The sequence below is a fragment of the Chryseolinea serpens genome, from assembly GCF_900129725.1.
Lineage (GTDB): Bacteria > Bacteroidota > Bacteroidia > Cytophagales > Cyclobacteriaceae > Chryseolinea > Chryseolinea serpens.
Window position 1 is genome coordinate 1172547 of record NZ_FQWQ01000001.1, and the last position, 25002, is coordinate 1197548.

The following is a 25002-nucleotide window of genomic DNA, read 5'->3' on the forward strand; positions in this document are numbered from 1 at the left end:
TGATTCTACTCGTCAAATTCTTAAGTCTCGCCATCATAAAATATAATCACCTTTTGTTTTTAAAATCCATTCGGCCCATTGCCAATCCTTTTCTTCGTCCAGATCAACTGAATATTCTTCGCCCATTTCATAAGGCGCAATTCGCTCGAATTGACCTATTGGTCCCTTTCTTAGCGCGCTAACATTCATCACATAGATCGACCCGTTCAGCTCATAAATCGTTGGGCTATCCTGTCTCCTGGTGAAGTTGCCCGTCTTTGATTTATAGATGAGCCCGTCTTTCCTATTCATCTCGAATAAATTAAAATAGGGGTTGGACTTTGTCCGTTTCACAGAGGCCACCATATCCAACTCCGATCTAAAAAGATCTATTGCTTGCTGCACTTGTTCCACCCTCCGAAAAGGGCTGGTCGGTTGAAGCAACAAAACCCCCTTGTATTGGCGCAAATATCTATTCGCATAAAAATCAAGCGCATGAAGGATAACATCTTGTGTGGAAGCGGTATCTGTTGCCAACTCCTCCGGTCTGATAAACGGCACTTTAATTCCCATTTTCTCCGACACTTCCTTAATTTCCGCATCGTCCGTACTTACGCAAATATGTTCCTCCGGAAACAATGCCTTTGCTATTTCAATGGAATAGTGGATCAGGGGCTTGCCTCCCAGCAGCCGAACATTCTTCCGTAGGATTCCCTTTGAACCTCCACGCGCAGGAATAACAACCAATATCTCGTTCAAAACCTCAAGTGCTTAATATCTTCTTGTGCCTTTTTAAAATCTTCGTGCTTGCCAATGTCCAACCAATATCCAACCAATTGATAGTACGAAATGGAATGTCCTTTCTCGAGCAGTGTATCCATAAAATCTGTCGCGTTGAAAAAACCATTGGAGGGAATATACTTTAAAAGCTGCCGCTTAATAAGGTAAATACCTGTATTGGCCTGATACGTGTAGTCGGGTTTCTCCTTAAAGGATTTGATCGCCTTTCCTTGTGTCTCCAATATGGCGTAAGGGACTTGGATGGGGTATGAAATGGCGGCCACCATCATATCGGATCCTGATTGCAAGAAATCAAAAAAGAAATCCTCATAGTCGATGTTGGTCAAAAGGTCGGAATTGGTCAACAAGACGTACTCGTTTTGCCACTCTTGTATTAGAGAAAGTGCACCGATCGTTCCCAATGCCTGATGCTCTTCGATACATCGAACCGTATCGAAGGCTTTGTCCGACTTTACAAAGTCATAGATCTGTTCCTTTAAATAATTTACGGTGATAAAAATATTCTTAATACCAAAGCGCATAATCCGCTCCAGGTTGTAGGCAATTATAGGTTTATCTCCGATTGCCAACAGAGGCTTGGGCGTCTTTTGGGTCAGTGGCAAAAGCCGGGTTCCTTTGCCACCTGCCATAATAACCGCATCAATGGGTAGCGCGGTACTGACTTTATCGAAACTCAGCAGGTCTATTACTCTCATCTGCTGGTCGACAATCGGGAGAATTTTTATGGCCTTGTTTCGCTGCTCCTTGATGAGGTGTAGATCGATCTTGTCCTTGACCAGGTATTTACACGAGGCATTCATGACATGCTGAACGGAATCGTCAAGCCCTGTGCCCCTCAGAATTCCTCGTCGTATATCGCCATCGGTAACGCTGCCCAGCAGTTTGCCCTCAGCGTTGACCACGAACAGGTTAAGATCTCGTTTTAACTTATTAAGCTGCTGCAAACATCCCAGCAAGGTCGCCGTTTCGGATATAAGGTAATCACCTGTGTTCATGCGTTGATGAATTATATTGTTTGTCTACCTAATATTTATAGACGATAAAGCTATTTTCCGCGCCTTTTAGATCTGCTTTAATTTGCTGCAGATCTGTATAGGCGCGTATTCTTGAACCTTGTTCGATCATGCTGACCAGGATACTGGAATAGACCACCTCGCCGCCGTGAAAACCATCTACCATGCCTTCTCCTTCCAAACTGCCCAACGCCATCGCATCACTAAAATCATAGACCTCATAACCATATTTTTCAAACACTGGGCTGATTTGCGGATAAATCATTTTAAGATAACCATACTTACCCAGATCTTTCATCTTTTGAAATACCGTTGGGGCGAATGGTGGCAAAAAAGCAATTACCTCAATCTGCTGCGCTTTGCAAAAAGCAAGCAAGCTATTCAAAGTATCCAGGGCCGCTGCATCAAGGGCATCGCCGTAGTTAAACCGGCAACATCCCTTGCTGATCCGCGACATGGTCTCCTTAAAGGCAAAATCCCTATAGGATGTGTCGTGCGCTACCAATTTTTGAACGGCGCCGTTGTAAAAATAGCTTCCGTCGTTCCGAAATCCATTGGTCTCGGAAACCGCGTTTACCCCATATACCTTATACCCTGGCAAGGCCAATATATTTTTAACCTTCCCTTGAAAGACATCAACCACAAACGTCTTCACTTTTTCGTGAACGTTTTTGTCGACGGCCGTCACATCGGTCCAGGACTGACCATCGGCCGGATTCTTATAATTATTCCGGTAGTCGACGTTAAACATCCATTGATCCAACCCGAGGATTATTAACCGAGGCAACTTTCCAGTGGGCAGGGCTCTTAAAAAGCTTTCATACTCCTCCATATTTTGGACAGCTCCCCCGGCATTGTAGAAGCGCTGCAAAAACATCTCCTTTCTGAACTGCATCACCCGGGATGATCCCAGTGCCAGGATATCAAACCGCTCCCGCTCCTGGACATTCAAAAACTTGAATTGCCGTCCTATCTCTGAATAGGCCAGCCCAAACACATACTTCTCCTCGCTACGGGTAACGGATTTGACATTTAGGAATACTTCCTTGGAATACATGAGCACCCCCAACGGAAAAAGTAATAGGGAAAAGGGAGCTATGAACAGTATTAGTTTTTTCAGAAATCGCTTCATATCATCCCCTTAAAATTGAAAGTATATGAACTGTTGCTCTTTCCCGGAAAAAAAATAGGTGGCCAGGACAAGCGAGTAGTAGAACGACCAACGAAAAAACCTGGGACTTCCTGTAAAGAGTTTTTCGATGGCATAGCGACGATCCCGGCCTAACCATTCGACGATCAGAAATCCAATAGTCAACAGGATAATATTTATCGGTTTCACCTGGGGTATGGTGAACAACGAGCGCGATACAATTCCCTGAATGAAAGAAAGCGCATGCCTGACATCTTCCGCGCGAAAAAAAATCCACGCCAAAACCGTTAGCCCAAAGGTGACAGCCATTTGCCACGCCTCCCGAAGCGTGGGAAGCAACCTGCCGTTCGCCACAATCTCCAGATTGGCGCGATTCCGGTCCGTTAACAAGAGCGGGAGAAAATAACATGCGTGGAGTGTGCCCCACACAATGAATGTCCAATTGGCGCCGTGCCAGAAACCACTGAGTATAAAAATGATAAACGTGTTCCGGATGCGCATAAGCTTCCCACCCCGGCTTCCTCCCAAAGGGATATAAACGTAATCGCGAAACCAGGAAGAAAGGGAGATATGCCAGCGCCTCCAAAATTCGGCGATGTCGCGGGAGAAATAGGGAAAGGCAAAATTGCGAAGAAGGTCGATACCGAAAAGACGTGCCGTGCCCAACGCGATGTCAGAGTATCCCGAGAAATCACAGTAAATCTGGAACGCGAAGAAGATAGCACCCACCACCTTTGTGCTGCCCGAATAGTGATCAGGGTTATTGAAGATCAGGTTGGCATACTCCGCGCAATTGTCAGCAATGACAATCTTCTTGAAAAGCCCCCACAAGATTTGCCTTAACCCGTCTACCGCCGTCCCGTAATCAAACGTCCTCTCCTTCCGGATCTGGGGCAGCAAGTGTGTTGCCCGTTCAATGGGCCCCGCCACAAGCAAGGGGAAGAAACTGACAAATACGGAATAGTCGATAAAGTTCTTCTCGGGCTTGATGCGATCGTAATAGATATCGATTACGTACGACAACCCATGGAAAGTATAAAATGAAATACCCACCGGCAAGATCACATTCAAGCTCCAGACGTTTACCTGGACACCGGCATGCGCCAGCGCTTCGGCAAAAGAGGCTACAAAAAAGTTATAGTATTTGAAGAAACCCAGAAATCCTAAATTCACCGAGATGCTTAGCCACAGCCAGAATTTCTTCCGGGATTTATTTTCCGCCTCGTGAATTTTTATACCTGTGAAATAATCCAGAAAGGTTGAGAACACCAGCAAAAACAGAAAGCGGTAGTCCCAGCAAGCATAAAAAAAATAACTCGCCACCAACAACAGAAGATTCTGCACCAACAGATTTCTGTTGGCGACAAACCAATAGAGCAGGAATACAACGGGCAAAAAAACAGCAAATTGAAGGGAGTTAAAAAGCATTGTTTCTAGGGATTACTTTTTGGCCCATCGTAAAACGTCTTTTTCAATATATTGTTTAGCTCCGCGTGCTTTAACACGTCGCATATTTTTTCAGAAGCATTGCCGCCGTCGTAGGGATTTTCAACCATCGGCAGTCTTTTCTTAAAAGGATCGGAGTATAGCGTTTTCAAGGCTTGTTGGATCGATGCCTTGGTTGGCGAGCAATCCAAAACGCTTTGCGCCTTGGTGCGGCCTTGCTGTCGGTCGCCAATGTTGATCGTGCCGATATGGAAGGAGGGCGCCTCAATGATCCCGCTGGAGGAATTGCCCACCACACCGTCTACATAACGGAGCGCCGACAAATACCGGAGCTGGCCAAGGCTTTCAAAGGCTATCGCCTTGTCGCCATGTTGGTCTACGAATTCATGGATCATCGCTTTTACGATCCTTCCGTCGGTGTCGGCGTTCGGCATCGTGAAGATGATTCCCGTGTCCTCCTGCTGCAGAAGGGCATCCGCCAATTCGCGGAACTGGTGACCCGCGGAAGCATTTTCCAATGTGACCGGGTGAAAGGTGACCAGTAGATTTTTTGTTTTCAATTTGAACCCGATGGATTCTTCAAAAGCTTCGCGGGAAAGCAATTCCAGCCGCTTGATATTTTCGATCCCCAAGCCCCCCACCGTAAACACCGTATCGGGATGTTCACCGAGTTGGATCACGCGACGGCGGTAATCTTCTGTTGCCGTGAAGTGAAGGTGCGCCATCTTGGTGATGGCATGTCGGAAAGCGTCGTCTATGACACCGGCTGTAAGTTCGCCACCATGGCAATGCGCAATGGGTATTCTCGCCACCAGCGCGGCCGTGGCTGCCGCCATGATTTCGAAACGGTCTCCCAAAACCAGCACCAGATCCGGTTGAAGTTCGGCAAAGGCGTCGGCAAAGGAGATGTTGGCCAAACCAATCGATTTTGTGATACCCGCAGGGGTGTCGCTGGAAAGGAGAATGTCAAGTCTTCTGGAGATCGGAAAGCCGTCCTGCTCTATTTGACGGTAAGTCAGCCCAAATTCGGGGCTGAGGTGCATGCCGGTGACCACCAGTTGCAGAGCAACCTCCGGATCGTTGTTCAGGCTTTTGATGACCCAATACAACAGACCGTATTCGGCCCTCGTCCCTGTGACCACGCATATTTTCCGTTTACTCATATTTAAAATCTTTCCATGCCAGTTTGTGTCCTGCCGGCAGATCCTTCAAAACACGCAATCCCAAAACTGATTCATACTGCATCGGCGATATCCCATCGCCCGGACGAAGCATGACCAGATCGTGGTCTTGGATCAGTTCACCTTCACGCTTATCCGCCACCAGATGAATGCTCTTGCGCGCAACCTGGATGTTCGGTTTTTCAGATTCGGAAGGTTGTTTTATAGACGAACCCAGTGCTTTCTCGATGTTCCGGATGCTTCGCACCATGTCGATTAATTCAGCCGGCTCCAAAGATGCTTTATGATCGGGGCCGGGCAAATTCCGGTCCAGTGTAAAGTGCTTTTCGATAACGGTAGCCCCAAGCGCAACCGCCGCAATGGGAACCTCTATGCCCGTGGTGTGGTCTGAATAGCCGACCGCAACATCAAAAGCCTGCGCGATGGTTTGCATGGCTTTGAGGTTCACGTCGTTCATGGGGGTCGGGTATTGCGTGTTGCAATGCAGCACCGTGATATTCTTCTTGGCTACTCCAACGTTATAGAGCGCTTCCAGCGCGGCTTCAATGTCACCCAGGTTGCACATGCCCGTCGAGAGGATCACCGGCTTAGCCAGCCGTCCTATCTTTTGGATCAGTGGAAGGTTGGTCATCTCGCCCGAGGGAATCTTGAATAGCGGAATGCCCAGGTCATTTAACAGATCAACACTCTCCAGGTCAAAGGCTGTCGACAGAAAGGCTACACCGCGTTCACGCGCATAGTTCATCAACACCTGGTGCTTTGCTTCATCCAATTCCAGCTTTTTCAGCATGTTCAATTGGGAATTGTCCTGCCCGCTAAAATTCTTTTGCTGGTAGGCGGCCTTTACGGCCGCGGGCGATACCAATTTTTCGGCTGTAAAAGTTTGGAACTTCACAAAATCAGCGCCGGCGCTGGCGGCCACGTCGACGAGTTGCTTCGCCAGATCGAGGTCGCCGTTGTGGTTCACTCCCGCCTCGGCTATGATTAAGGTCTTATTTTCCATATTCGTTGTCTTCGTTCATTGTTCACCGACATGGCCGCATCTCCTTTTTAGATGATCGGTTTGCCGTATGTCCTAAACATTATAAATATCAGCCTTATACGCTTTCAGATTCTCTGGGTCTCTAAACCAAGCGATGGTAGCTTTCAGGCCACTCTCCAATGTATGCTGGGGTTTCCACGAAGTGTATTTCATGATCTTTTCGTTGGCTCCGAATAAGCGGAACACTTCGCTTTTTTCCGGACGGAGGCGCTGATCATCAGAAGAGATGGTAGCCGAAGGGTTTATTTGCCTGATGATTTCCCGCGCCAGGTCACCGATTCCAATTTCGCTGGCTGTGGCCAGGTTACAGTCCTCCCCGATCAATCCCTCGGCCTCTGCAATGGCCACAAATCCCGCGGCGGTGTCTTCGACAAAAAGTAAATCACGTGTCGGTGTCAGGTCACCCAACATGATCTCTTTTTTCCCATTGAGAAGTTGCGTGATCACCGTCGGTACGATGGCTCTTGCCGACTGGCGTGGGCCATAAGTATTAAAGGGCCTTACAATGGTTACCGGAAGGTTAAAGCTTCGGTAGAACGATTCGGCTAAACTGTCGGCACCAATTTTAGACGCCGAGTAGGGTGACTGTGGTTGCCGGGGATGTTTTTCATCGATGGGAACATACTGTGCAGTTCCATATACTTCGGATGTGGACGTGATGAGCACCCGTTCCGTTTTAAAATCACGGGCCGCCTGCAGTACATTCAAAGTACCCTTCACATTCGTGTCGATATAGGAGTCGGGCGAATGATAGCTGAACGGTATGGCAATCAACGCCGCCAGGTGGAAAACCATGTCAACGCCCTGCATGGCGGTGCGCACGCCATTCGGGTCGCGTATATCTCCCGTGAAAATTTCAATTTTACTAAGGGTCTCCTTGGGCAAGGTGTCCAGCCATCCCCACGAGTTAAAAGAGTTGTAGTAGCAAAACGCTCTTACGTCATAGCCTTTTTGCAAAAGCTTCTCGGTGAGGTGACTGCCAATGAAACCGTCGGCACCGGTAACTAAAACCTTTTTATTTTTCATCGTCGCTTTTCTTCATGAGTTCCCACTCCAGTTGGGGTCTGAAATAGGTCAGATCAAAAGGAGCATAAACATATTTTGGATTCTCGTACTGCACCTTGAATTTGACAACGCCATTGTAGACGTAATGTTCTTTCTTCACATTGATCAAATGCAACGTGAGCATATACGTATTGGTGGCAAAAAAATCCTTTGGGAAATGGCAGATAGCCGAGTACGATCCGGGACGTATCGTGTTTTCATGAACGGCGGAGTCCGTTAACTGTGAATTCAGAATGGCATTGTTGTCATTGTCTACCACGGAAATCACAATCCTGAAATCGGGAGCCACGAAATGAATATCGAAATCAAATTTGATGCTGATCGATTCTTTCGATGTGAAGGACGACGTTGGCTTGCCCTCCCCGTTTAAGATCGAAACCTGGCGAAGCGTAAGAAAGGGTGATGTGCCGTCTTTCACACCATCCAGGTTTCTGCGCAAGGTCTCGCGATCCAGGATAGCCGGAAACTCGGAAATGCTGTCGACATTGAGGTTAAGATATTTTTCTACAGCGGTTGTTGTGTCGCCCTGATATTCCAATTGTCCTTGCCCCAGGATGATGCAGCTCTTGCAAAGTGTTTTAATGGACGGCATACTGTGACTCACAAACAAAACCGTTCTTCCATCGCCGCGGCTCACTTCCTGCATTTTGCCGATAGCTTTCTTTTGAAATTCAGCGTCCCCCACTGCCAGCACTTCGTCCACGATAAGAATTTCCGGTTCCAGGAACGCCGCCACAGCAAACCCCAGACGTACCATCATACCGGACGAATACCTTTTCACCGGCGTATCGACGTACTTCGCCACCCCGGCGAAATCCACAATTTCGTCGAATTTCCGATCGATCTCATGGCGTCGCATTCCGAGCACGGTTCCATTCATGTAGATGTTCTCACGGCCGGTCATCTCGGCATGAAATCCCGTTCCGACTTCCAGGAGCGAGGCCACTCTTCCTTTTATTTTCACCTCTCCCACCGAAGGCGCCGTGATCCGGGACAATATTTTCAATAACGTAGATTTACCGGCACCGTTTTTTCCGATCACACCCACAATGTCGCCCTGCCGTATTTGAAAACTCATATTCCTCACGGCCCATACATACTCATTGTCAACAGCACGCTTTGTTCGGTCGTTGACGCTCCCAATTTTAGCATAGGGATCTTCCTTGCCTCGTGTTTTCGCCCACCAACGCTTCAGGTCATGGCTCAACGTACCCGTGCTTATTTCACCGAGTCGGTAGAGCTTACCCAAATTATCAACCTCTATAACAGTACTCATACGAAAATGCTAAACATTGTCAATAAATGTCTTCTCGACTTTACTAAAGGTCACCATCCCCAAGAAAAGAACAACGACCATAAAACAGGCGGTGTACGCTAAACCTCCCCATGACCAAGATCCCGCTCCCATAAAAGCATAGCGAAATCCTTCCACTATCGGCGTGACCGGGTTCAACAGGATATAAGACTTATATTTCTCCGGGACTGAAGAGAGTGGATAAATCACGGGAGTGGCGTACATCATTAGGGTGACGCCGAATTGAATAAGGAAAGTGAGGTCGCGATACTTCGCCGTCATGGAAGTAAACACAATACCGATACCCAATCCGAGACCCGCCATCAGGAGGATGAGCAGCGGGAAATATATGATGTGATAGTGCATTTGAATGGGAGTGCCTTTCAAAAGGTACACAACCATAACCACCACAAAAAACAAGAACTGGACAAAGAACTTTAATAGACCGGACAGAACCTTAGCAATGGGAACAATAATCCTCGGGAAATAGACCTTTCCAAACAAATTCGCATTGTCCGTAAAGGTTCTCGACGTGAGGGTCAGGGATTCCGAAAAATAGTTCCACACCACGATGCCCGCGCTGTAGAATAATGCCTTGGGGACACCATCCGTAGAAATGCCGGCAATTCCGCCAAAAACGACAATATAAATAACCGTAGTAAGAATGGGCTGTATAAAAAACCATACAGGTCCTAGGACGGTTTGCTTGTAAATGATAACGACATCGCGTTTGACAAACATGTAAAGCAAATCCCGGTATCGTAACACGTCACGCCAAGGAAACACGAACAAGCCGCTTCGAGGTCTGAGAATGGTATCCCACTTTTCATCTTGCTGCATAGTCTTCATAAAAATGACCCCTTCTCGGGCTCTTCGATACTTTGTTTAATCGCTGTAATATCCGTCGCTCTTATCCTTTTTGGACGATCCATAGTGATAACCGTGTCCATAGCCATAGCCATAACCGTAACCATAGCTATATCCATATCCGTAACCCAATCCCGTTTTTCGGATATCGTTGAACAAAACGCTTATTCTGGCAAGCTTACCGGCCTCATAGAATTCGTCGATTGCCCGCAGGGATTCTCTGGGCGTAAAATCCTGCCGGACGACAAACAAGCTGTGGTTAGCAAATTTTGAGAGCACAAACGCGTCCGTCACAAAAGACAATGGCGGCGTGTCCATAACGATAAAATCGTATTGCTTCTTCAATTCCTCAATCAGGTCTCCCATGGCCGAACGAAGGAGTAATTCACTTGGGTTCGGTGGCATCGGGCCACCCGATATAAGAAACAAATTTTCGATTTGGGTGGCTTGGGTCACTTCTTCGCGCGTAGCCATACCGGATAGATATTGACTTAAGCCAACACTATTGTTCAGGGACAAATCATCAAACAATTTTGGTTTCCTTAAATCCGCGCCAACAATGATGGTCCGTTTACCGGCTAATGCAAAAACAGTCGCCAGGTTCAAGGTTGTAAACGATTTTCCTTCCCCTGGTATCGAAGAGGTAACCATAAAAACCTGCTTCTCTTTATTTCCCGTGAAATAGTTCATATTCGAACGCAAGGCTCGAAACGATTCGGAAAGGGCCGACCGGGGTTTGTTAAAGACAATGAGCGGGTCTTTGGCCGAGTTATGACCGATGACACCAATGATAGGAATGCTGGTGAGCTTTTCAATATCATCCTTGGATTGGATACGGCTATTCAAGAGTTCCAGCAAAACAAAGACAGCCAGGGGAAGCGCTATACCTGCTACGGCAGCAAAAACATAATTTTGCCCCACCTTGGGCGTGATTGAACCACCGGCCATCGGAGGGTTAACGACAACAATATCGGATGTTGTGGACGCTTTCGACAGCCCGGCTTCTGTGCGCTTTTGCAACAGAAAAACGTATAGATTTTCCTTCAGCGAATAGTTCCGTTTTATGGTGACTAGCTCGCGTTGCGTACTGGGTAGTTTCGACAGTTGGTCGTTCACCAACCCGATCTGTCTATCGATAAATTTGACATTGATGTCCTGGGTCGCACGGCTATTGGCGATGGTCTTCAGAACATCCCTTTTCAGGTACTCGATGCGTGCCAGTTTTTCCGCAAGGCGTGGATTGTCCTGAAGTTTGTCAACCCCTTTATCCAGGTTACTCTTATAGATATTAACCTGAGTCTGTAGTTCGATAATTTGAGTAATCAAACCAACCACGATGTTATCGGTTATGCCAACACTGGCGGGTGTAAATACACCATCGTATTGATCATTTTCTAAAAGTTGGGAGATATACGTGTAATAGTTATCAATTAGCTTCAGTTGGAATTTCTTTTCATCGTAGTCCTTGATTTTCGCATAGAGTCGGTTCGTCTCCTCTTCCAGGGTGGTAATAATATTTCTACGTTTAAAATCCTCCACCTGATCTTCATAGTGTCTCAGTGAATCCCCGATAGCCAACAATTGTTCATCTAAAAAGTGGATAGCCATCGTAGCCACTTTATTTTTATTTTCTATATCATAAAACTGATACCGCTCAATAAATTTATTCAGAAAATCAATCTCTTTCTGGGCAACAGGCCCTTTGATCTCAAGATCTACTACCGAAGCACCTACCGCCGCCCAGTTTGCATTCAACTTACTGGAATATTGTTTCGCCAACCCGAGCGGATCGTTGAACTGGACTACAAATTTCTTATCGATGAGGGCCTCAACGGATCCCGTTAATTTTACATACAGTTGATAACCATTGATGGCAATGGTATCGTTGAAAGCCAACGGGGCAAATTCCTTCCCACCGTGATCATCGTCGGACGTGATATATTGTAAGGAAAACGAATGCTGATCCATCGCCTGGAAGTACATAGACTTGCCATACGGCCTTTTGCTTCCGGGCAAAATGGAAATTACAACCGGAAAATTCGGGTCATAATATTCGGTGGTCAGGATATCTCCTTCTCTGTAAAACGAAACATCAAACCGTAGATCTTCCAATACCTCCTGCAACAGTGGAAAGGATTTCATGATATAAATTTCGTTTAAGAAATTCCGGTGCGGGTTGATCAGTGCATTGTTATATAGGAATTTCGCGCCTGCGTTTTCTTCATTCTCTTTGATAATGATAGACGCTTTGACCGGGTAAATATGCGCGCTGTAGCGATTAACAATAAAAGCTACGGTAAGCCCCGCCACCAATGATAGCACAATGAAATACCAGAACCGGAGAATCCGCTCCAGCACACGCTTGATGTTAAGCGAAATCCCCCCGCCTTCTTCCTTAGCGCCGGCAGGGTCCATTCCGGGAAAATCAGATGTCGATTGACTTGTATTCAACGTTATCGTGTAAGGGTAAGAATAAGTAGACCAAAAGAAATCGCCGTCGTAATGATGGCAAGGTTGGATGTAAAATACTTTCTGAATGTGCGCTGCTTCAACGGCGGCACGACGATCACGTCATTCTGTTGCACATAGTAATGCGGAGACTCTATAAATTCCTCCTCCAATAAGTTGATATAGTATACCTCGGTTATCCCCTCTCGTTGTCGGATCACCTTCACCAGCGTCCGGTCGGCAAGTTCGGAAAGTCCTCCCGCCAAGCCTAGCGCCTCACTGATGGTGAGTCTGGTATTTTGAGACACCACCGTCTGTTCCTTGCTAACCTCTCCGAGCACAGTAAAACGAAAGTTGAGCAATCGCAACCTCACGATCACGTTGGGCAAATACTTTGATGCCACCGCCCGAATGGAATCTTCGGCCTGAAACGGCGTAAGACCGGCAAGTTTGATCTTCCCTAAAACGGCATATTCAATATAGCCCTCCCGGTCAACCAGAATACCACCCATCTGCGCTGAGTTTACCCCACCTGACATACGGGTTTGTGGAGAGAGCTTCCCAAGAAAATCAAATGTGTCATTTTCATCGGTCAAGGTCTCAAAGCTTACGCTTACCATGTCCAGCGGCTGAATACGGTACTCCTGGATGTTCAGGGTATGTTTTCGCAATACCGTATCCCGCGGAATATTTTTCCGATGCTTCAAATCATCCTTCTGATAATACACCAGCTTTTTGTTGGGGACGCAAGCGCTGAAAAAAATAAGGGCAAGTCCAAAAAGGAGCCAATTACGGGTCATTTATTCTGTTTTTAAACCGCCAGTGACGGCAAATATACTTTACAAAAGTCCAAACTATAGGCCCGGCCTGCGACCATTGGCAGGCTTCAGCAGGCCATTAGCCCCGCCTATCTCCTACTCGTGAAAATTATACACCCTAAATCCACCCTGCTTCAAATGGCTCTCCCCACGCATCAAATCCAAATCAGCGTCTACCATTTCACGCAGCAGCGCGTTCACATCGTATTTCGGCTTCCAACCCAGTATGCTCTTGGACTTGGTCGGGTCGCCCAGCAGCAGGTCTACTTCCGTAGGCCTGAAGTAGCGGGGGTCGATGGCCACCACTTCATCTCCGGCTTTCAGGCTATTGCCCTCTACGACGTTCTTTACTTCATCGATGATGCCTACTTCTTTCACACCCTGACCTTTGAAGACGAGCGACGCGCCCACGTGTGCAAAGGCGCGCACCATGAAATCGCGAACCGATGTGGTTTCGCCCGTGGCAATAACATAGTCATCGGCTTTTTGTTGCTGAAGGATGAGATACATGGCCTCGATATAATCCTTGGCATGGCCCCAATCGCGCTTGGCGTCGATGTTGCCCATGTATACTTTCTGTTGCAGGCCCAACACCATACGCGCAACGGCGCGCGTGATCTTGCGCGACACAAACGTTTCGCCACGCAAGGGCGACTCGTGGTTGAACAGGATCCCGTTACAGGCATACATGTTGTATGCCTCGCGATAGTTCACCGTGATCCAATAGGCGTACATTTTAGCCACAGCATAGGGCGAACGTGGATAGAAAGGGGTTCTCTCCGACTGTGGGATTTCCTGCACCTTACCGTATAGCTCCGACGTGGAGGCCTGGTAGATGCGGGTCTTTTCCGAGAGGCCCAGCAAACGCACGGCTTCCAGGATACGCAGGGTGCCGATGGCATCGGTGTTGGCTACATACTCGGGCATTTCAAAGCTCACACGCACGTGACTCATAGCCCCCAGGTTGTAAATTTCATCGGGCTGTATCTCCTGGATCAGTCGGATCAGGTTGGTCGAATCGGTGAGGTCGCCGAAGTGGAGCTTCATGCGCGCACCCTTGTCGTGCGGGTCCTGGTAGATGTGATCGATGCGGGCGGTATTGAAAAGAGACGATCTTCTTTTCAAGCCATGAACTTCATAGCCTTTTTCGAGAAGGAACTCCGCCAGATAGGCTCCATCTTGGCCGGTGATGCCGGTTATAAATGCTTTTTTCACTTTGCAATAAGTTAAGGTTGACCCGTCGGGTATAGTTTATTTCACAAGACTATAGGATGCTATCTTCTCCAGGAAATCCTGATAAGTGATCCGGATGCCTTCTTTTAAATTGACTTGATGCCGGAAGCCGAGTTTGTGTAACCGCTCCGAATCCATAAGTTTCCGGGGTGTGCCATCGGGTTTGGTTTTGTCAAAACCGATGCGGCCCTTGAAGCCCACCGCTTCGGCGATGGTATGGGCCAGGTCCAGGATGGACACTTCCTCGCCGGTACCCACGTTGACGATATCGGGCTGATCGTAGTGCAGCATCAGGAACAAACACGCCGCACCCAGATCGTCGGCAAACATAAATTCCCGGAGGGGTGTGCCCGAGCCCCAGATCACCACCTCATCCAAATCCTGCTCTTTGGCTTCATGAAAACGGCGCAGCAAGGCCGGCAGCACGTGCGAGTTTTGTGGATGGTAGTTGTCGCCGTAACCGTAAAGGTTCGTGGGCATCACGGATATAAAATGGCGGTTATGTTGCTTGAAATAAGCCTGGCAAAGCTTCACGCCGGCAATTTTAGCAATGGCGTAAGCCTCGTTGGTAGGTTCCAGGGGGCTGGTGAGCAAGCTTTCCTCGTGGATCGGCTGCGGGGCAAACTTGGGATAAATGCAGGATGAGCCGAGGAACAAAAGTTTTTTTACATCATTCCTGAACGACGCTTCGATGACGTTGTTCTGGATCATCAGGTTGTCGTACAAAAAATCGGCGGGAAAGTTATTGTTGGCCAGGATACCGCCCACTTTGGCAGCGGCCAGGAACACATATTCGGGTTGCTCCTTTTCAAAAAAACGGTCTACCGCGACCTTGTCCTTCAAATCGAGCTCTTTTGAAGTTGCCGCACAAAGGTTGGTATAGCCTTCCTTCTGCAGCTTCCGGTAGATGGCGGACCCCACCATGCCCCGGTGTCCGGCTACATATATCTTTGCATTCTTATCCATGTTAAGGTATTTCCTCTTAAGTTAATTCCGGTGCAAATATACCAGCCTTGTAAGATTTTACCACCCCAAAACGCCATTCCGGGACCACACTTTGAAGAAAAACCCGTCTCTCCACCGCCAATAAAGATCTCCGCGCTCATTCACCAGGACACGCTTTTGGCAGAAAACAGGTAATAAATGCCCTGAAAAATCAGCACACCAAAAAAGAAGGGTTCAACAGGTTCTCCTTATTATACCTCAACGGGCGCTCCATCCCCGCTTTAACACCCCCACCCAACTCCTGACTCCTAACCACCAACCCAATTTCGCGCACAATGGCATCCGCTGCTGCGGTGTCCCACTCCATCGTGGGTGCATAACGGGGATAGACATCTGCTTTTCCTTCGGCCAGCAGCATAAATTTCAGGCTGCTCCCAGCCGAAACCAGCTCGGGGGCCGTGAGCCTTTCCATAAAAGCCTCCGTTTCGGGGCTCATGTGCGACCGGGAGGCCACTACCCGCAATCCCGGCTGATGAAGGTCAGGCGTTGGCCTGCGGGGAAGGGACACCACGGCGCCATTCCTTTTCACAAACGCGCCCTGGCCCTCGGCCGCATAGAAAACGTCGCCGGTGACGGGCACGGCCACTACGCCCAGCACGGGCCGTTCCTGGTGGATGAGGGCGATGTTCACGGTGAACTCGTCGTTGCGTTTGATGAATTCCTTCGTGCCATCCAGGGGGTCCACCATCCAAAAGTAGTCCCAGTCTTTGCGTTGGGCATAGGGAATGGCCTGGCCCTCCTCGCTGAGGATGGGATAGGTTGAAGAGGCCTGGAGGATGGCAGTGATGGCTTGGTGCGCTTTTCGGTCCGCGAGGGTTAGTGGGGAGTTATCGCCTTTGGCTTCGGCTTGGAAGTCGCTAGAGTGATAGACATTCAGTATCTCGGCGCAGGCTTTTTCTGCGGCATCGATGGCGGCGGCTAGTAAAGTGGGTGCGTGCATAGTCAAATTTAACCGCAAAGAAGCAAAGGGCGCAAAGTTAACGCAAAGGGTGCTTTGGCACTTTGACAGTTTGTACGACTAGAGGTTTGTTTACGAATCTTTTGAGGCCCTGCATTAGCAAGGGGACGTTAAAGTTAATAAGAAATCCTAACCTCTTTTGAGCAAGTTTCATATAACTGATGAGTTGAGCTTCGTAGATCGGCAGAACGTCTGCCACAGCTTTTAACTCCAATATTATTTCGTCTTCAACAAGGATATCGATAACATAATTTTTATTCAAAATCTGGTCCCTGCATACAATTGGAACAACGCATGCCAGGAGCTAAGGCAAAAAAAAAAAACGCAAAGACATTTCCTTGCGTTAACTTTGCTTGCCCGCCGAAGCTTCAGCGAAGGAGGGCGGTTAAAAATTCCGTCGCCTACACGATCATCCCCGCCGCCACCGTCTCATTCGTTCCCTCATCAATCAAAATCACGCTACCCGTGATCCGATTGCGCCGGTAACTATCAAAGGCCAACGGCTGCGCTGTACGAATCTTCACTCTCGCGATTTCGTTCATTGTCAATTGATCTACGTTCTCGATGCGGTGCAAGGTGCTGATGTCAAGCTTGTATTGGATCTCCTTCAACACGCCACGCACTTCCTTGGTGTTGTGGCGCACGTAGAGTTTTGTGTTCAGGCTGATCGGTCGCTGGTTCATCCAGCACAACATCATGTCGATGTCCTGATCGGCATGCGGGTGATTGTTGGGCTTGGCAATGATATCGCCGCGACTGATGTCGATCTCGTCTTCCAGGGTCATGGTCACGGACATGGGCGCGAAGGCTTCTTCCAGTACCTCATTCCCCAAAGAAATGGATTTGATCTTCGAGGTGAATCCGGACGGAAGCACCACCACCTCTTCACCGGGTCTGAATATTCCCCCGGCCACGCGGCCTGCATAACCCCTGAAATCATGATACTCCTTCGACTGCGGCCGCACCACATATTGCACGGGGAAACGGCTGTCGATATGATTGTAGTCGCTTTCAATGTGCGCAGTCTCCAGCATGTGCATCAAGGTAGCGCCCTGATACCACTCCATATTTTCAGAACGGTGCACGACGTTGTCGCCAACCAGCGCGCTGATGGGAACAAACTGAATATCGGAGATCTCCAGTTTAGAAGAGAAGGCTTTGTAGTCTTCAACGATCTTATCGTAAACGTCCTCGGCATAATTCACGAGGTCCATCTTGTTCACACACACGATCACGTGAGGGATCTTCAACAACGACGCAATAAACGAGTGGCGATGGGTCTGCTCCACCAGGCCCTTGCGCGCATCGATGAGAATCAGGGCCAGGTTGGCCGTTGAGGCGCCGGTCACCATGTTGCGGGTATACTGGATGTGGCCCGGGGTGTCGGCAATAATGAATTTGCGTTTCGGCGTGGCAAAGTAGCGATACGCCACATCGATCGTGATGCCTTGCTCCCGCTCCGACTTCAACCCATCCGTCAGCAACGAAAGGTCAACATAGTCAAATCCTTTCTTCGCGCTGGAAGCTTCCACGGCCTCCAACTGATCTTCAAAAATCGATTTGCTATCATACAACAAGCGCCCGATAAGGGTACTCTTTCCATCATCCACACTACCCGCCGTTGTAAACCGAAGAAGCTGATTATTCACGTTACTCATAAACCTTAATGCCTTTAAAAACTTTGTATTGACTTTGCTTACTTACTTGCTTGCTTGCTTGCTTTGCCCGCCGAAGCTTTAGCGAAGGAGGGCCCGCCGAAGCTTTAGCGAAGGAGGGCCCGCCGAAGCTTCAGCGAAGGAGGGCCCGCCCGAACTTCAGCGAAGCAAGGCGGTTAAAATTATTTTTATCGCAAAGTCTCTTAAAAATATCCACTCTTTTTCCGATCCTCCATCGCCGTCTCCGAACGCTTGTCATCATGACGCGTACCCCGCTCGGTTTTACGGGAAGCAGCAATCTCTTCAATGATCTTCTCGACGGTGTCCGCATATGACTCCACCGCCCCTGTGATCGGCATGTCACCACACGTGCGGAAGCGCACGACTTTGCGCGTTGGCACTTCATGGTCTTTCAATTTCAACCACGGCGATATGGAAAGGATGGCACCATCGCGCTCAACCACTTCCCGTTCGTGCGACAGATAGAGACTGGGGATGGGAATGTTTTCTGACTGGATGTATTGCCACACATCCATCTCGGTCCAGTTACTGATGGGAAACACCCGGAAGTGCTCGCCGATGTGTTTGCGGCCGTTGAACAGGTTCCAGAGTTCAGGACGCTGGTTCTTCGGATCCCATTGTCCGAATTCGTCGCGGTGGGAGAAGAAGCGTTCTTTTGCACGGGCCTTTTCCTCATCCCGACGCGCACCACCCATGGCGGCATCGTATTTATTTTGTTCGATGGTATCCAGCAAGGTAACCGTCTGCAGGGCATTGCGGCTGGCATTGAAGCCGGTCTCCTCTTTCGCCCTGCCCTTATCGATGCTTTCCTGAACGGAGCCGACCACGAGCTTCACATCCAGCTCTTTCACCAGCCAGTCGCGATACTCCATAGTCTCCGGAAAATTATGACCGGTGTCGATGTGAACCAACGGAAAGGGTATGCGCGCAGGGGCAAAAGCTTTGCGCGACAGAAAGGCCAGCACGATGGAGTCCTTGCCTCCGGAAAACAACAACGCCGGTTTCTCAAACTGCGCCACCACTTCACGGATCACAAAGATCGCTTCCGCTTCCAGCTCTTTTAAATGACTTAAATAATATTGGCTCATTCCTGGTGTTATTACAAAATTCTGTTCTTTCATTCTTGCTATTACGCGTTCATGACATTTCCCGTTACCTCAATTTTACACGTGGTAAAATAAACGCCATAAGCTTCCCGATCGACTCCTCCACGCTCCATTCGCCGGTAGGAACGGTCAGATCGGGATGGACAGGTGTCTCATACGGCGAATCGATGCCCGTGAAATTCTTCACCTCCCCTGCCCGCGCTTTTTTATACAATCCTTTCACGTCGCGTTGCTCACACACTTCCAGCGGGGCATCGACAAAGATCTCGATATAGTTTTCGACTCCCACAATGTCCCTCACCTGGTCGCGGTCGGCATTGAATGGCGAAATGAAGGCCGACAGCACGATGATACCCGCATCGGTCATCAATTTGGATACCTCGCCGATGCGACGGATGTTTTCCACACGGCCTTCGTCGGTAAAGGTCAGGTCTTTGTTGAGGCCGGTGCGGATGTTGTCGCCGTCCAGCAAATAGGTCTTAAATCCCAAAGCGTGGAGCTGTGCCTCCAATTGCACAGCCAGCGTCGACTTCCCCGATCCGGATAAACCCGTAAACCAGATCACAGAGGCACGTTGGTTCAATACCTGCTCGCGCTGGTGTTTGCTGACTTTCGTCTTAATGGGATACAGATGATTCATGGGACTGAGCTGGTCTACGCCAAAGTCTACTTATCCTATAGCGTATTTCGGACAAAGGTAGAAGTAATGGATAAAACTACAAGGTGAGGATTTTGAAAAGTATCTCTCACTAACGCTTGTTGGCAAACGCAAAACCGTCTGGCAACCGTTGCAGTGCATGATGTGTTTTTTCTATTCTTCACGTCCCATTTTCCAATAGCGCTGCAGCATCCTCAAAAAATCTTCCATCTCCCGCAAGGGGATCATGTTGGGTCCGTCGCTGAGGGCCTTTTCCGGGTGAGGGTGCGTTTCAATAAAAAATCCGTCCACACCGGCTGCGGCTGCTGCGCGAGCCAGGAAGGGTGCAAACTCTCGTTGCCCGCCAGAGGTCGATCCTCTTCCACCCGGTTGTTGGATGGAATGGGTCACATCGAAAACCACGGGCGTGAACTTGCGCATGATCGGCAGGGCACGCATGTCTACCACCAAAGTGTGATAGCCAAAGCTGCTGCCACGCTCCGTCAAAAAGACGTTGGGGTTGCCTTCGTTGCGCACTTTGTCCACAGCATACTTCATGTCTTCCGGCGCCATGAACTGTCCTTTTTTCACCTTCACGGCCTTGCCCGTGCGGGCCGCAGCCTTGAGCAAGTCAGTTTGGCGACACAGATAAGCCGGTATTTGCAGCACATCCACCACCGTGGCCACCTCGGCGCATTGATACGATTCATGGACGTCCGTAACGATCGGCACATGAAGCGCCTGCTTCACGCGCGACAGTATTTCCAGTCCGCCTTCCAGCGACGGGCCACGATACGAGGTAGACGCGGTGCGGTTCGCTTTGTCGAACGAGGATTTGAAAACGTAGTCGATGTCGAGTTCTTCGCAGATGGCCTTCATGCGCGTGCCGGTCTCCAGGCAGAGGTCGTAGCTTTCGACCACGCAAGGCCCGCTGAACAAAACCATGCGGTCACCTCCCAGCGTGATGGTGTCGGTCACCTTCACGGTTTCTTCAAACGTATTCATTCTCATGGTCTATCCTCTTATAATTTTTTCCATTTCGCCGCGGGCGGCCAGCACCAGGTCGGCCACTTCGCGCAAGGCGCCTTGTCCGCCACCGGCGCGCGTCACCAGGTCCACTTCCTGCTTCATGTAGTCGAACGTGTCGCTGGGGCAAACGCTGAGGCCGGCGAGGCGCAGCACAGGCAGGTCGTTGATGTCGTCGCCAATGTAGGCCACTTCTTTCATTTTGAGTTTATAGTGCTTCACCAGTTTTTCAAACACGGAAGCTTTGTCGAGGATGCCCTGGTGGCAGAAGTCCAGTTTCAATTCAACGGCCCGCTTGGCGGTGGCGCCGGAATCGCGACCGGAGATAATACCGGTGAGAATGCCTGCTTTTTTCAGGTGCGTGATGATGAATCCGTCCTTCACGTTGAAGTTCTTGGTCTCCTTGCCGTTTTCGTCGTAGATGATCTTGCCATCGCTCAACACGCCATCGGCATCAAAGAAAATGGCCTTGATGTTGCCGGCCTTTTTGATGAGTTCCTTGCTGTAGGGGGATAAGATGAGTTTCAAACGTTTGTTAATTTTCGGTGATGTGTTCCGAAAATTAGGAAAAGCTTTTTATTTTACCTCCCTGTTTCCGCTGCATTCCCCGAACCTCTCCTCTGGATGCAAGCCGTTAATCCCGGATTATGCGTGTCTTCAAATTTTTTCTTTGCCTGGCCATCACCGTAGGGCTTGTTTATGCGTTGGATCGTCCCTGGACCATCAAGAATGCGCCGGTGCCTCCCGTGGGCCGTTTCCTGGACCCTTTTCAGGGATTCTGGGCAAACCTGGAGGATTCCGGTCCCCAAATCGCCGATGCAATGCCCATCCCAGGCCTGCACGACAAGGTGAACGTGCTGTTCGATAGCCTGGCCATGCCCCACATTTTTGCCCAAAACGAAGAAGACCTCTACTTCGCGCAAGGCTACATCACCGCCCACGACCGCCTCTGGCAAATGGAATTCCAAACCCATGCCGCCGCCGGCCGCCTCACCGAGATCATCGGTCGTGGCCCTGGCGACGCCGTCCTGAACTACGATCGCGGCCAGCGACGACTGGGCCTGGCCTTTGCAGCCGAACACGCCTTAAAATCCTTGGAAAGCGATCCCGTGACGCACAAAATAGTTGAAAAATATACGGAAGGCGTCAATGCCTATATCCAGACACTCGACTACAAAACCCTGCCTTTCGAATACAAGCTCCTGCACTACAAACCCGAGCCCTGGACGCCGCTAAAATGCGCGCTGCTCCTCAAAAGCATGGCCCAGACCCTGAACATGCGCGACAAGGACATGGAAATGACAAACGCCTTGAGAATGTTCGGCTTCGATGTGCTGCAGGCGCTCTACCCCGACCGTGAGCCCGTGAGCGACCCGATCGTAGACAAGCCAAACGGCTGGAAATTCAAACCGGTAACCCTCGACACGGTGCCACTGGCGCTTCCCGACGAACTGGTCCAACTCAAAAAACTTCCCGCCGAACCGATCAAAGTCAAAAAACTTCCCAGCTCCGACCCCACCACCGGGAGCAACAACTGGGCGGTGAGCGGCAGCAAAACCGCTACGGGATCTCCCGTCCTCTGCAGCGATCCTCACCTCGGATTGAATCTTCCGTCTTTGTGGTATGCCCTTCAACTCCACGCCCCCGGCGTCAACACAATGGGCGCTTCCCTTCCAGGTGCCCCTGGCATCATTATCGGCTGTACCGATTCTATCGCATGGGGTGTGACCAATGCGCAGCGCGACCTGGTGGATTGGTACCAAGTTTCTTTCCAGGACAACAAGCATGACAAATACCTGCTCGACGGCCAGTGGGTGGACACAAAGAGAACGGTTGAGAAATTCGTGGTGAAAGATGGCCCCGCTTACTACGATACGGTGCTCTACACGCACTGGGGACCGGTGACTTACGACGACACTTTCGGCGAACGAGGCAATCCAAAATACTATGCATTCCGCTGGATCTCGCACGATCCTTCAAACGAATTCCTCGCGTTCTATAAACTCAACCGCGCCAAGAACCACCACGACTACATGGAGGCTTTGGATTTATATGAATCGCCCGCTCAAAATTTTGTATTTGCCTCTGTCGCTGGCGACATCGCCATGCGCGTCCAGGGAAAATTCCCGGTGCGCCGCCAACAGGAAGGGAAGTTTCTGCTCGACGGAAGCAAAAGCTCCAACGGGTGGAACGCGTTTATTCCCAACGATCAAAATATCATGGACAAAAATCCGGCACGGGGATTTGTGAGCTCCGCCAATCAATACCCCGTGGATGGCACTTACCCGTACTACATCACCGCCTCCAGCTTCGAGGCCTATCGCAACCGCCGCATCAACCAAACGCTCGCCGGTCTGGACCACATCCGCCCGGAGGACATGATGAAATTGCAAACCGACAATTTCAACCTGAAAGCCGAAGAAAGCCTCCCCTATTTTCTAAAAGCACTGGACTCGGCCTCGCTCACGCCAGCAGAACAAAAAGCCCGGCAAATATTGGTTTCGTGGAATCGCTACAACGACAAGGCTTCCGAAGGAGCTTCCTATTACGAAGCCTGGTGGAACAGCCTGATGCCGTTGATCTGGGATGAGATGGCCGGCCACACGCTGGAAATCCCCACCACCTTCAACACGATCTACCTGCTGAAGGAGAACCCTACGTTCTCTTTTTTCGACATCGTGAAGACGCCTGAAAAAGAAACGGCTACCGAAGTGATCCGTAAAGCGTTTTCACAAAGCGTGGCGTCGATGGAGAAGTGGAAGAGTGATCATGGACAAACCACTGCGGCGTGGGGCGAATACAAAGACGGCTATGTGGGACATCTCACTCGCCTGGAGCCCTTGCGTGTATATATAAAGGCTGGTGGCAATCGTGACATTGTGAACGCGCATTCACGTACACACGGGCCGTCCTGGCGCATGATCGTGAGCCTGGAGAAATCCGGGGTCAAGATGTGGGCCGTGTATCCCGGAGGTCAATCGGGCAACCTGGGCAGCGCCCACTATGTCGATATGCTTCAGCCTTGGGTGGATGGTCAATACTTCTCGATCCCCTTCCTGCGCGACCCCCGCGACGGCAGAATCAAATATTCAACTCAACTCCATCCGTAACCATTTATGAAGTTCGTTATACAATTCCTTGCCATCCTGGTCTCCGCGTTTATCGTCCAACTGTTCCTGCCATGGTATAGCCTTGCCGTGGTGGCATTGGCCATGGGATATTTTTTCAAGTCGAATGCAAATTTCCTGGCGGGATTCCTGGCCATCGCACTGTTGTGGTTCCTGAAAGCCTGGTGGGCTGATGCGCACACCGTGTCTGACCTGTCCACCCGCGTGGCTACAATCCTCACCGTTAAAAGTAAACTCGTGCTGATGCTGGTGACGGCCCTGATCGGTGGATTGGTCGGTGGGTTTGCTACGCTGACGGGAGCCTTGTTAAAGTACAAGCGGAAGATGCGGTGGTATTAAGCCCCGCGTCCACTTCACGCAAATACCTCGCCTATCAATCTCAGTCCATTTAAGGTTAAGTTTGGATCGATGTGGTCGAACGTTTCTTTTAGCGAGGGAATGATAGACGAAAGCCCACCGGTGGCAACAGCCTTCAGGCTATCATCATTCAGCTCCGTGCGAATCCGCTGCAGCATATGTTTCACCATGCCTTCATACCCCACCAACACGCCCGCCTGAATAGCATGCACGGTCCCTCTTCCTAAAACCGACGTTGGCATAATCAAGGGAACGTCGAACAACTTCGCGGTATTTTGTGACAGCGACTTGATGGCCGTCTTCAACCCCGGCGCTATCGACACTCCCAATATCTCCCCATCCTGCGACAGGGTGGTGAAGGTCAGGGCCGTTCCAAAATCAATCACGACACAACTGCGTTTAAAAAAAGTGTAGGCTGCAAAAGCGTTACAAACCAGGTCTGAGCCAATCTCATAGGGACGCAATATTTTTATCGGCAACTTTTCGTACACCGCTGGTCCCAGCACGAGGGGATCCTTTTCAAACAACGTCCGCGCGGCATGCACCAGCTTTCCCGTGAGATCGGGCACCACGCTGCTGATCGCTACACGGCTCACCTCGTCCAGCCCGATCCGGCTCTCCAGGAAATAGTCGCGCACTTTCATCGCATAGAACATTTCCGGCAAGTCAGCCTGCGAGGGCACACGCCACGTGTGCTGCCAGGCGCTGTCTTTGTACAATCCTATCGTGATGTCGGAGTTACCAATGTCGAACGCTAATACCATAATTCACT

General features: G+C 49.8%; 23 protein-coding genes. 2 read left to right on the forward strand and 21 right to left on the reverse strand.

The window, feature by feature from the left end; translation table 11 throughout:
• Positions 1-33: 33 nt before the first annotated feature.
• The 20 genes from BUB30_RS04550 to BUB30_RS04645 all read right to left on the reverse strand — a co-directional run bounded on the left by BUB30_RS04550 (position 34) and on the right by BUB30_RS04645 (position 21273).
• Positions 34-738, reverse strand: coding sequence for an acylneuraminate cytidylyltransferase family protein (locus BUB30_RS04550; protein ID WP_073131472.1), 705 nt, complete (start codon positions 736-738; stop codon positions 34-36).
• Positions 735-1775, reverse strand: coding sequence for a sugar phosphate nucleotidyltransferase (locus BUB30_RS04555; RefSeq protein WP_073131474.1), 1041 nt, complete (start codon positions 1773-1775; stop codon positions 735-737). Before BUB30_RS04555 ends, BUB30_RS04550 begins: the two co-directional genes overlap by 4 nt.
• Before the next feature lie 28 nt (positions 1776-1803).
• Positions 1804-2925, reverse strand: coding sequence for a hypothetical protein (locus BUB30_RS04560; protein WP_073131476.1), 1122 nt, complete (start codon positions 2923-2925; stop codon positions 1804-1806).
• A 9-nt stretch (positions 2926-2934) separates the two neighbouring features.
• Positions 2935-4371, reverse strand: a complete 1437-nt coding sequence (locus tag BUB30_RS04565; protein WP_073131479.1) for an MBOAT family O-acyltransferase — start codon at positions 4369-4371, stop codon at positions 2935-2937.
• A 5-nt stretch (positions 4372-4376) separates the two neighbouring features.
• Entirely contained in the window at positions 4377-5552 is a 1176-nt protein-coding gene (gene neuC / locus BUB30_RS04570; RefSeq protein WP_073131481.1) for a UDP-N-acetylglucosamine 2-epimerase, read from the reverse strand.
• On the reverse strand, positions 5545-6573 hold the full coding sequence (gene neuB / locus BUB30_RS04575; protein WP_073131482.1) for an N-acetylneuraminate synthase: 1029 nt from the start codon (positions 6571-6573) through the stop codon (positions 5545-5547). Before neuB ends, neuC begins: the two co-directional genes overlap by 8 nt.
• Before the next feature lie 72 nt (positions 6574-6645).
• Positions 6646-7638 carry an NAD-dependent 4,6-dehydratase LegB gene (locus BUB30_RS04580; RefSeq protein ID WP_073131484.1) on the reverse strand — a complete coding sequence of 331 codons (993 nt, stop codon included), beginning with the start codon at positions 7636-7638 and terminating at the stop codon, positions 6646-6648.
• Positions 7628-8953, reverse strand: a complete 1326-nt coding sequence (locus BUB30_RS04585; protein WP_084137901.1) for an ABC transporter ATP-binding protein — start codon at positions 8951-8953, stop codon at positions 7628-7630. Before BUB30_RS04585 ends, BUB30_RS04580 begins: the two co-directional genes overlap by 11 nt.
• 9 nt (positions 8954-8962) lie before the next feature.
• Positions 8963-9820 (reverse strand): ABC transporter permease, encoded by an 858-nt coding sequence (locus BUB30_RS04590; protein ID WP_073131488.1) that lies wholly within the window; start codon positions 9818-9820, stop codon positions 8963-8965.
• Between the two features lie 36 nt (positions 9821-9856).
• Positions 9857-12289, reverse strand: coding sequence for a polysaccharide biosynthesis tyrosine autokinase (locus tag BUB30_RS04595; RefSeq protein WP_245804030.1), 2433 nt, complete (start codon positions 12287-12289; stop codon positions 9857-9859).
• Positions 12290-12291: 2 nt separating this feature from the next.
• Complete coding sequence (locus BUB30_RS04600; RefSeq protein WP_073131491.1) at positions 12292-13086, reverse strand: polysaccharide biosynthesis/export family protein; 795 nt, start codon at positions 13084-13086, stop codon at positions 12292-12294.
• Between the two features lie 114 nt (positions 13087-13200).
• A complete protein-coding gene (gene gmd, locus BUB30_RS04605) occupies positions 13201-14319 on the reverse strand; it encodes a GDP-mannose 4,6-dehydratase (protein ID WP_073131493.1) in 1119 nt (372 codons plus the stop codon).
• 36 nt (positions 14320-14355) lie between these two features.
• A complete protein-coding gene (gene fcl, locus BUB30_RS04610; protein WP_073131494.1) occupies positions 14356-15303 on the reverse strand; it encodes a GDP-L-fucose synthase in 948 nt (315 codons plus the stop codon).
• Between the two features lie 190 nt (positions 15304-15493).
• Positions 15494-16282 carry a 3'(2'),5'-bisphosphate nucleotidase CysQ gene (gene cysQ, locus BUB30_RS04615; RefSeq protein ID WP_073131496.1) on the reverse strand — a complete coding sequence of 263 codons (789 nt, stop codon included), beginning with the start codon at positions 16280-16282 and terminating at the stop codon, positions 15494-15496.
• Positions 16283-16319: 37 nt separating this feature from the next.
• Positions 16320-16601, reverse strand: coding sequence for a GxxExxY protein (locus BUB30_RS04620; RefSeq protein ID WP_084137902.1), 282 nt, complete (start codon positions 16599-16601; stop codon positions 16320-16322).
• Positions 16602-16701: 100 nt separating this feature from the next.
• Positions 16702-17958, reverse strand: a complete 1257-nt coding sequence (gene cysN / locus BUB30_RS04625) for a sulfate adenylyltransferase subunit CysN (protein ID WP_073131499.1) — start codon at positions 17956-17958, stop codon at positions 16702-16704.
• A gap of 200 nt (positions 17959-18158) precedes the next feature.
• Entirely contained in the window at positions 18159-19064 is a 906-nt protein-coding gene (gene cysD, locus BUB30_RS04630) for a sulfate adenylyltransferase subunit CysD (protein WP_073131501.1), read from the reverse strand.
• Positions 19065-19128: 64 nt separating this feature from the next.
• A complete protein-coding gene (cysC, locus tag BUB30_RS04635) occupies positions 19129-19722 on the reverse strand; it encodes an adenylyl-sulfate kinase (protein ID WP_073131503.1) in 594 nt (197 codons plus the stop codon).
• A 171-nt stretch (positions 19723-19893) separates the two neighbouring features.
• Positions 19894-20724 carry a 3-deoxy-8-phosphooctulonate synthase gene (kdsA, locus tag BUB30_RS04640; protein WP_073131505.1) on the reverse strand — a complete coding sequence of 277 codons (831 nt, stop codon included), beginning with the start codon at positions 20722-20724 and terminating at the stop codon, positions 19894-19896.
• A gap of 9 nt (positions 20725-20733) precedes the next feature.
• Positions 20734-21273 (reverse strand): KdsC family phosphatase, encoded by a 540-nt coding sequence (locus BUB30_RS04645; protein ID WP_073131507.1) that lies wholly within the window; start codon positions 21271-21273, stop codon positions 20734-20736.
• A gap of 119 nt (positions 21274-21392) precedes the next feature.
• On the opposite strand from BUB30_RS04645, the gene BUB30_RS04650 reads away from it, so the two are divergent.
• Both BUB30_RS04650 and BUB30_RS04655 read left to right on the forward strand, forming a co-directional pair.
• The gene (locus tag BUB30_RS04650) at positions 21393-23855 is read left to right on the forward strand and encodes a penicillin acylase family protein (RefSeq protein WP_073131508.1); all 2463 of its coding nucleotides are present in this window, start codon (positions 21393-21395) and stop codon (positions 23853-23855) included.
• A gap of 6 nt (positions 23856-23861) precedes the next feature.
• A complete protein-coding gene (locus BUB30_RS04655; protein ID WP_084137903.1) occupies positions 23862-24212 on the forward strand; it encodes a hypothetical protein in 351 nt (116 codons plus the stop codon).
• Positions 24213-24226: 14 nt separating this feature from the next.
• Here the strand turns inward: BUB30_RS04655 and BUB30_RS04660 are convergent, their stop codons facing one another.
• A complete protein-coding gene (locus BUB30_RS04660; protein WP_073131509.1) occupies positions 24227-24994 on the reverse strand; it encodes a type III pantothenate kinase in 768 nt (255 codons plus the stop codon).
• Positions 24995-25002 lie beyond the last annotated feature (8 nt).

What these genes read in the sequence shown, in the direction of transcription:
- BUB30_RS04660 (WP_073131509.1), bottom strand. Translation starts at nt 24,994, where the DNA reads ATGGTATTAGCGTTCGACATTGGTAACTCCGACATCACGATAGGATTG.
- cysC (WP_073131503.1), bottom strand. Translation starts at nt 19,722, where the DNA reads ATGAATCATCTGTATCCCATTAAGACGAAAGTCAGCAAACACCAGCGC.
- cysQ (WP_073131496.1), bottom strand. Translation starts at nt 16,282, where the DNA reads ATGCACGCACCCACTTTACTAGCCGCCGCCATCGATGCCGCAGAAAAA.
- neuC (WP_073131481.1), bottom strand. Translation starts at nt 5,552, where the DNA reads ATGAGTAAACGGAAAATATGCGTGGTCACAGGGACGAGGGCCGAATAC.
- fcl (WP_073131494.1), bottom strand. Translation starts at nt 15,303, where the DNA reads ATGGATAAGAATGCAAAGATATATGTAGCCGGACACCGGGGCATGGTG.
- BUB30_RS04600 (WP_073131491.1), bottom strand. Translation starts at nt 13,086, where the DNA reads ATGACCCGTAATTGGCTCCTTTTTGGACTTGCCCTTATTTTTTTCAGC.
- BUB30_RS04590 (WP_073131488.1), bottom strand. Translation starts at nt 9,820, where the DNA reads ATGAAGACTATGCAGCAAGATGAAAAGTGGGATACCATTCTCAGACCT.
- BUB30_RS04650 (WP_073131508.1), top strand. Translation starts at nt 21,393, where the DNA reads ATGCGTGTCTTCAAATTTTTTCTTTGCCTGGCCATCACCGTAGGGCTT.
- kdsA (WP_073131505.1), bottom strand. Translation starts at nt 20,724, where the DNA reads ATGAATACGTTTGAAGAAACCGTGAAGGTGACCGACACCATCACGCTG.
- BUB30_RS04580 (WP_073131484.1), bottom strand. Translation starts at nt 7,638, where the DNA reads ATGAAAAATAAAAAGGTTTTAGTTACCGGTGCCGACGGTTTCATTGGC.
- cysN (WP_073131499.1), bottom strand. Translation starts at nt 17,958, where the DNA reads ATGAGTAACGTGAATAATCAGCTTCTTCGGTTTACAACGGCGGGTAGT.
- cysD (WP_073131501.1), bottom strand. Translation starts at nt 19,064, where the DNA reads ATGAGCCAATATTATTTAAGTCATTTAAAAGAGCTGGAAGCGGAAGCG.
- BUB30_RS04655 (WP_084137903.1), top strand. Translation starts at nt 23,862, where the DNA reads ATGAAGTTCGTTATACAATTCCTTGCCATCCTGGTCTCCGCGTTTATC.
- BUB30_RS04560 (WP_073131476.1), bottom strand. Translation starts at nt 2,925, where the DNA reads ATGAAGCGATTTCTGAAAAAACTAATACTGTTCATAGCTCCCTTTTCC.
- neuB (WP_073131482.1), bottom strand. Translation starts at nt 6,573, where the DNA reads ATGGAAAATAAGACCTTAATCATAGCCGAGGCGGGAGTGAACCACAAC.
- BUB30_RS04555 (WP_073131474.1), bottom strand. Translation starts at nt 1,775, where the DNA reads ATGAACACAGGTGATTACCTTATATCCGAAACGGCGACCTTGCTGGGA.
- BUB30_RS04565 (WP_073131479.1), bottom strand. Translation starts at nt 4,371, where the DNA reads ATGCTTTTTAACTCCCTTCAATTTGCTGTTTTTTTGCCCGTTGTATTC.
- BUB30_RS04585 (WP_084137901.1), bottom strand. Translation starts at nt 8,953, where the DNA reads ATGAGTACTGTTATAGAGGTTGATAATTTGGGTAAGCTCTACCGACTC.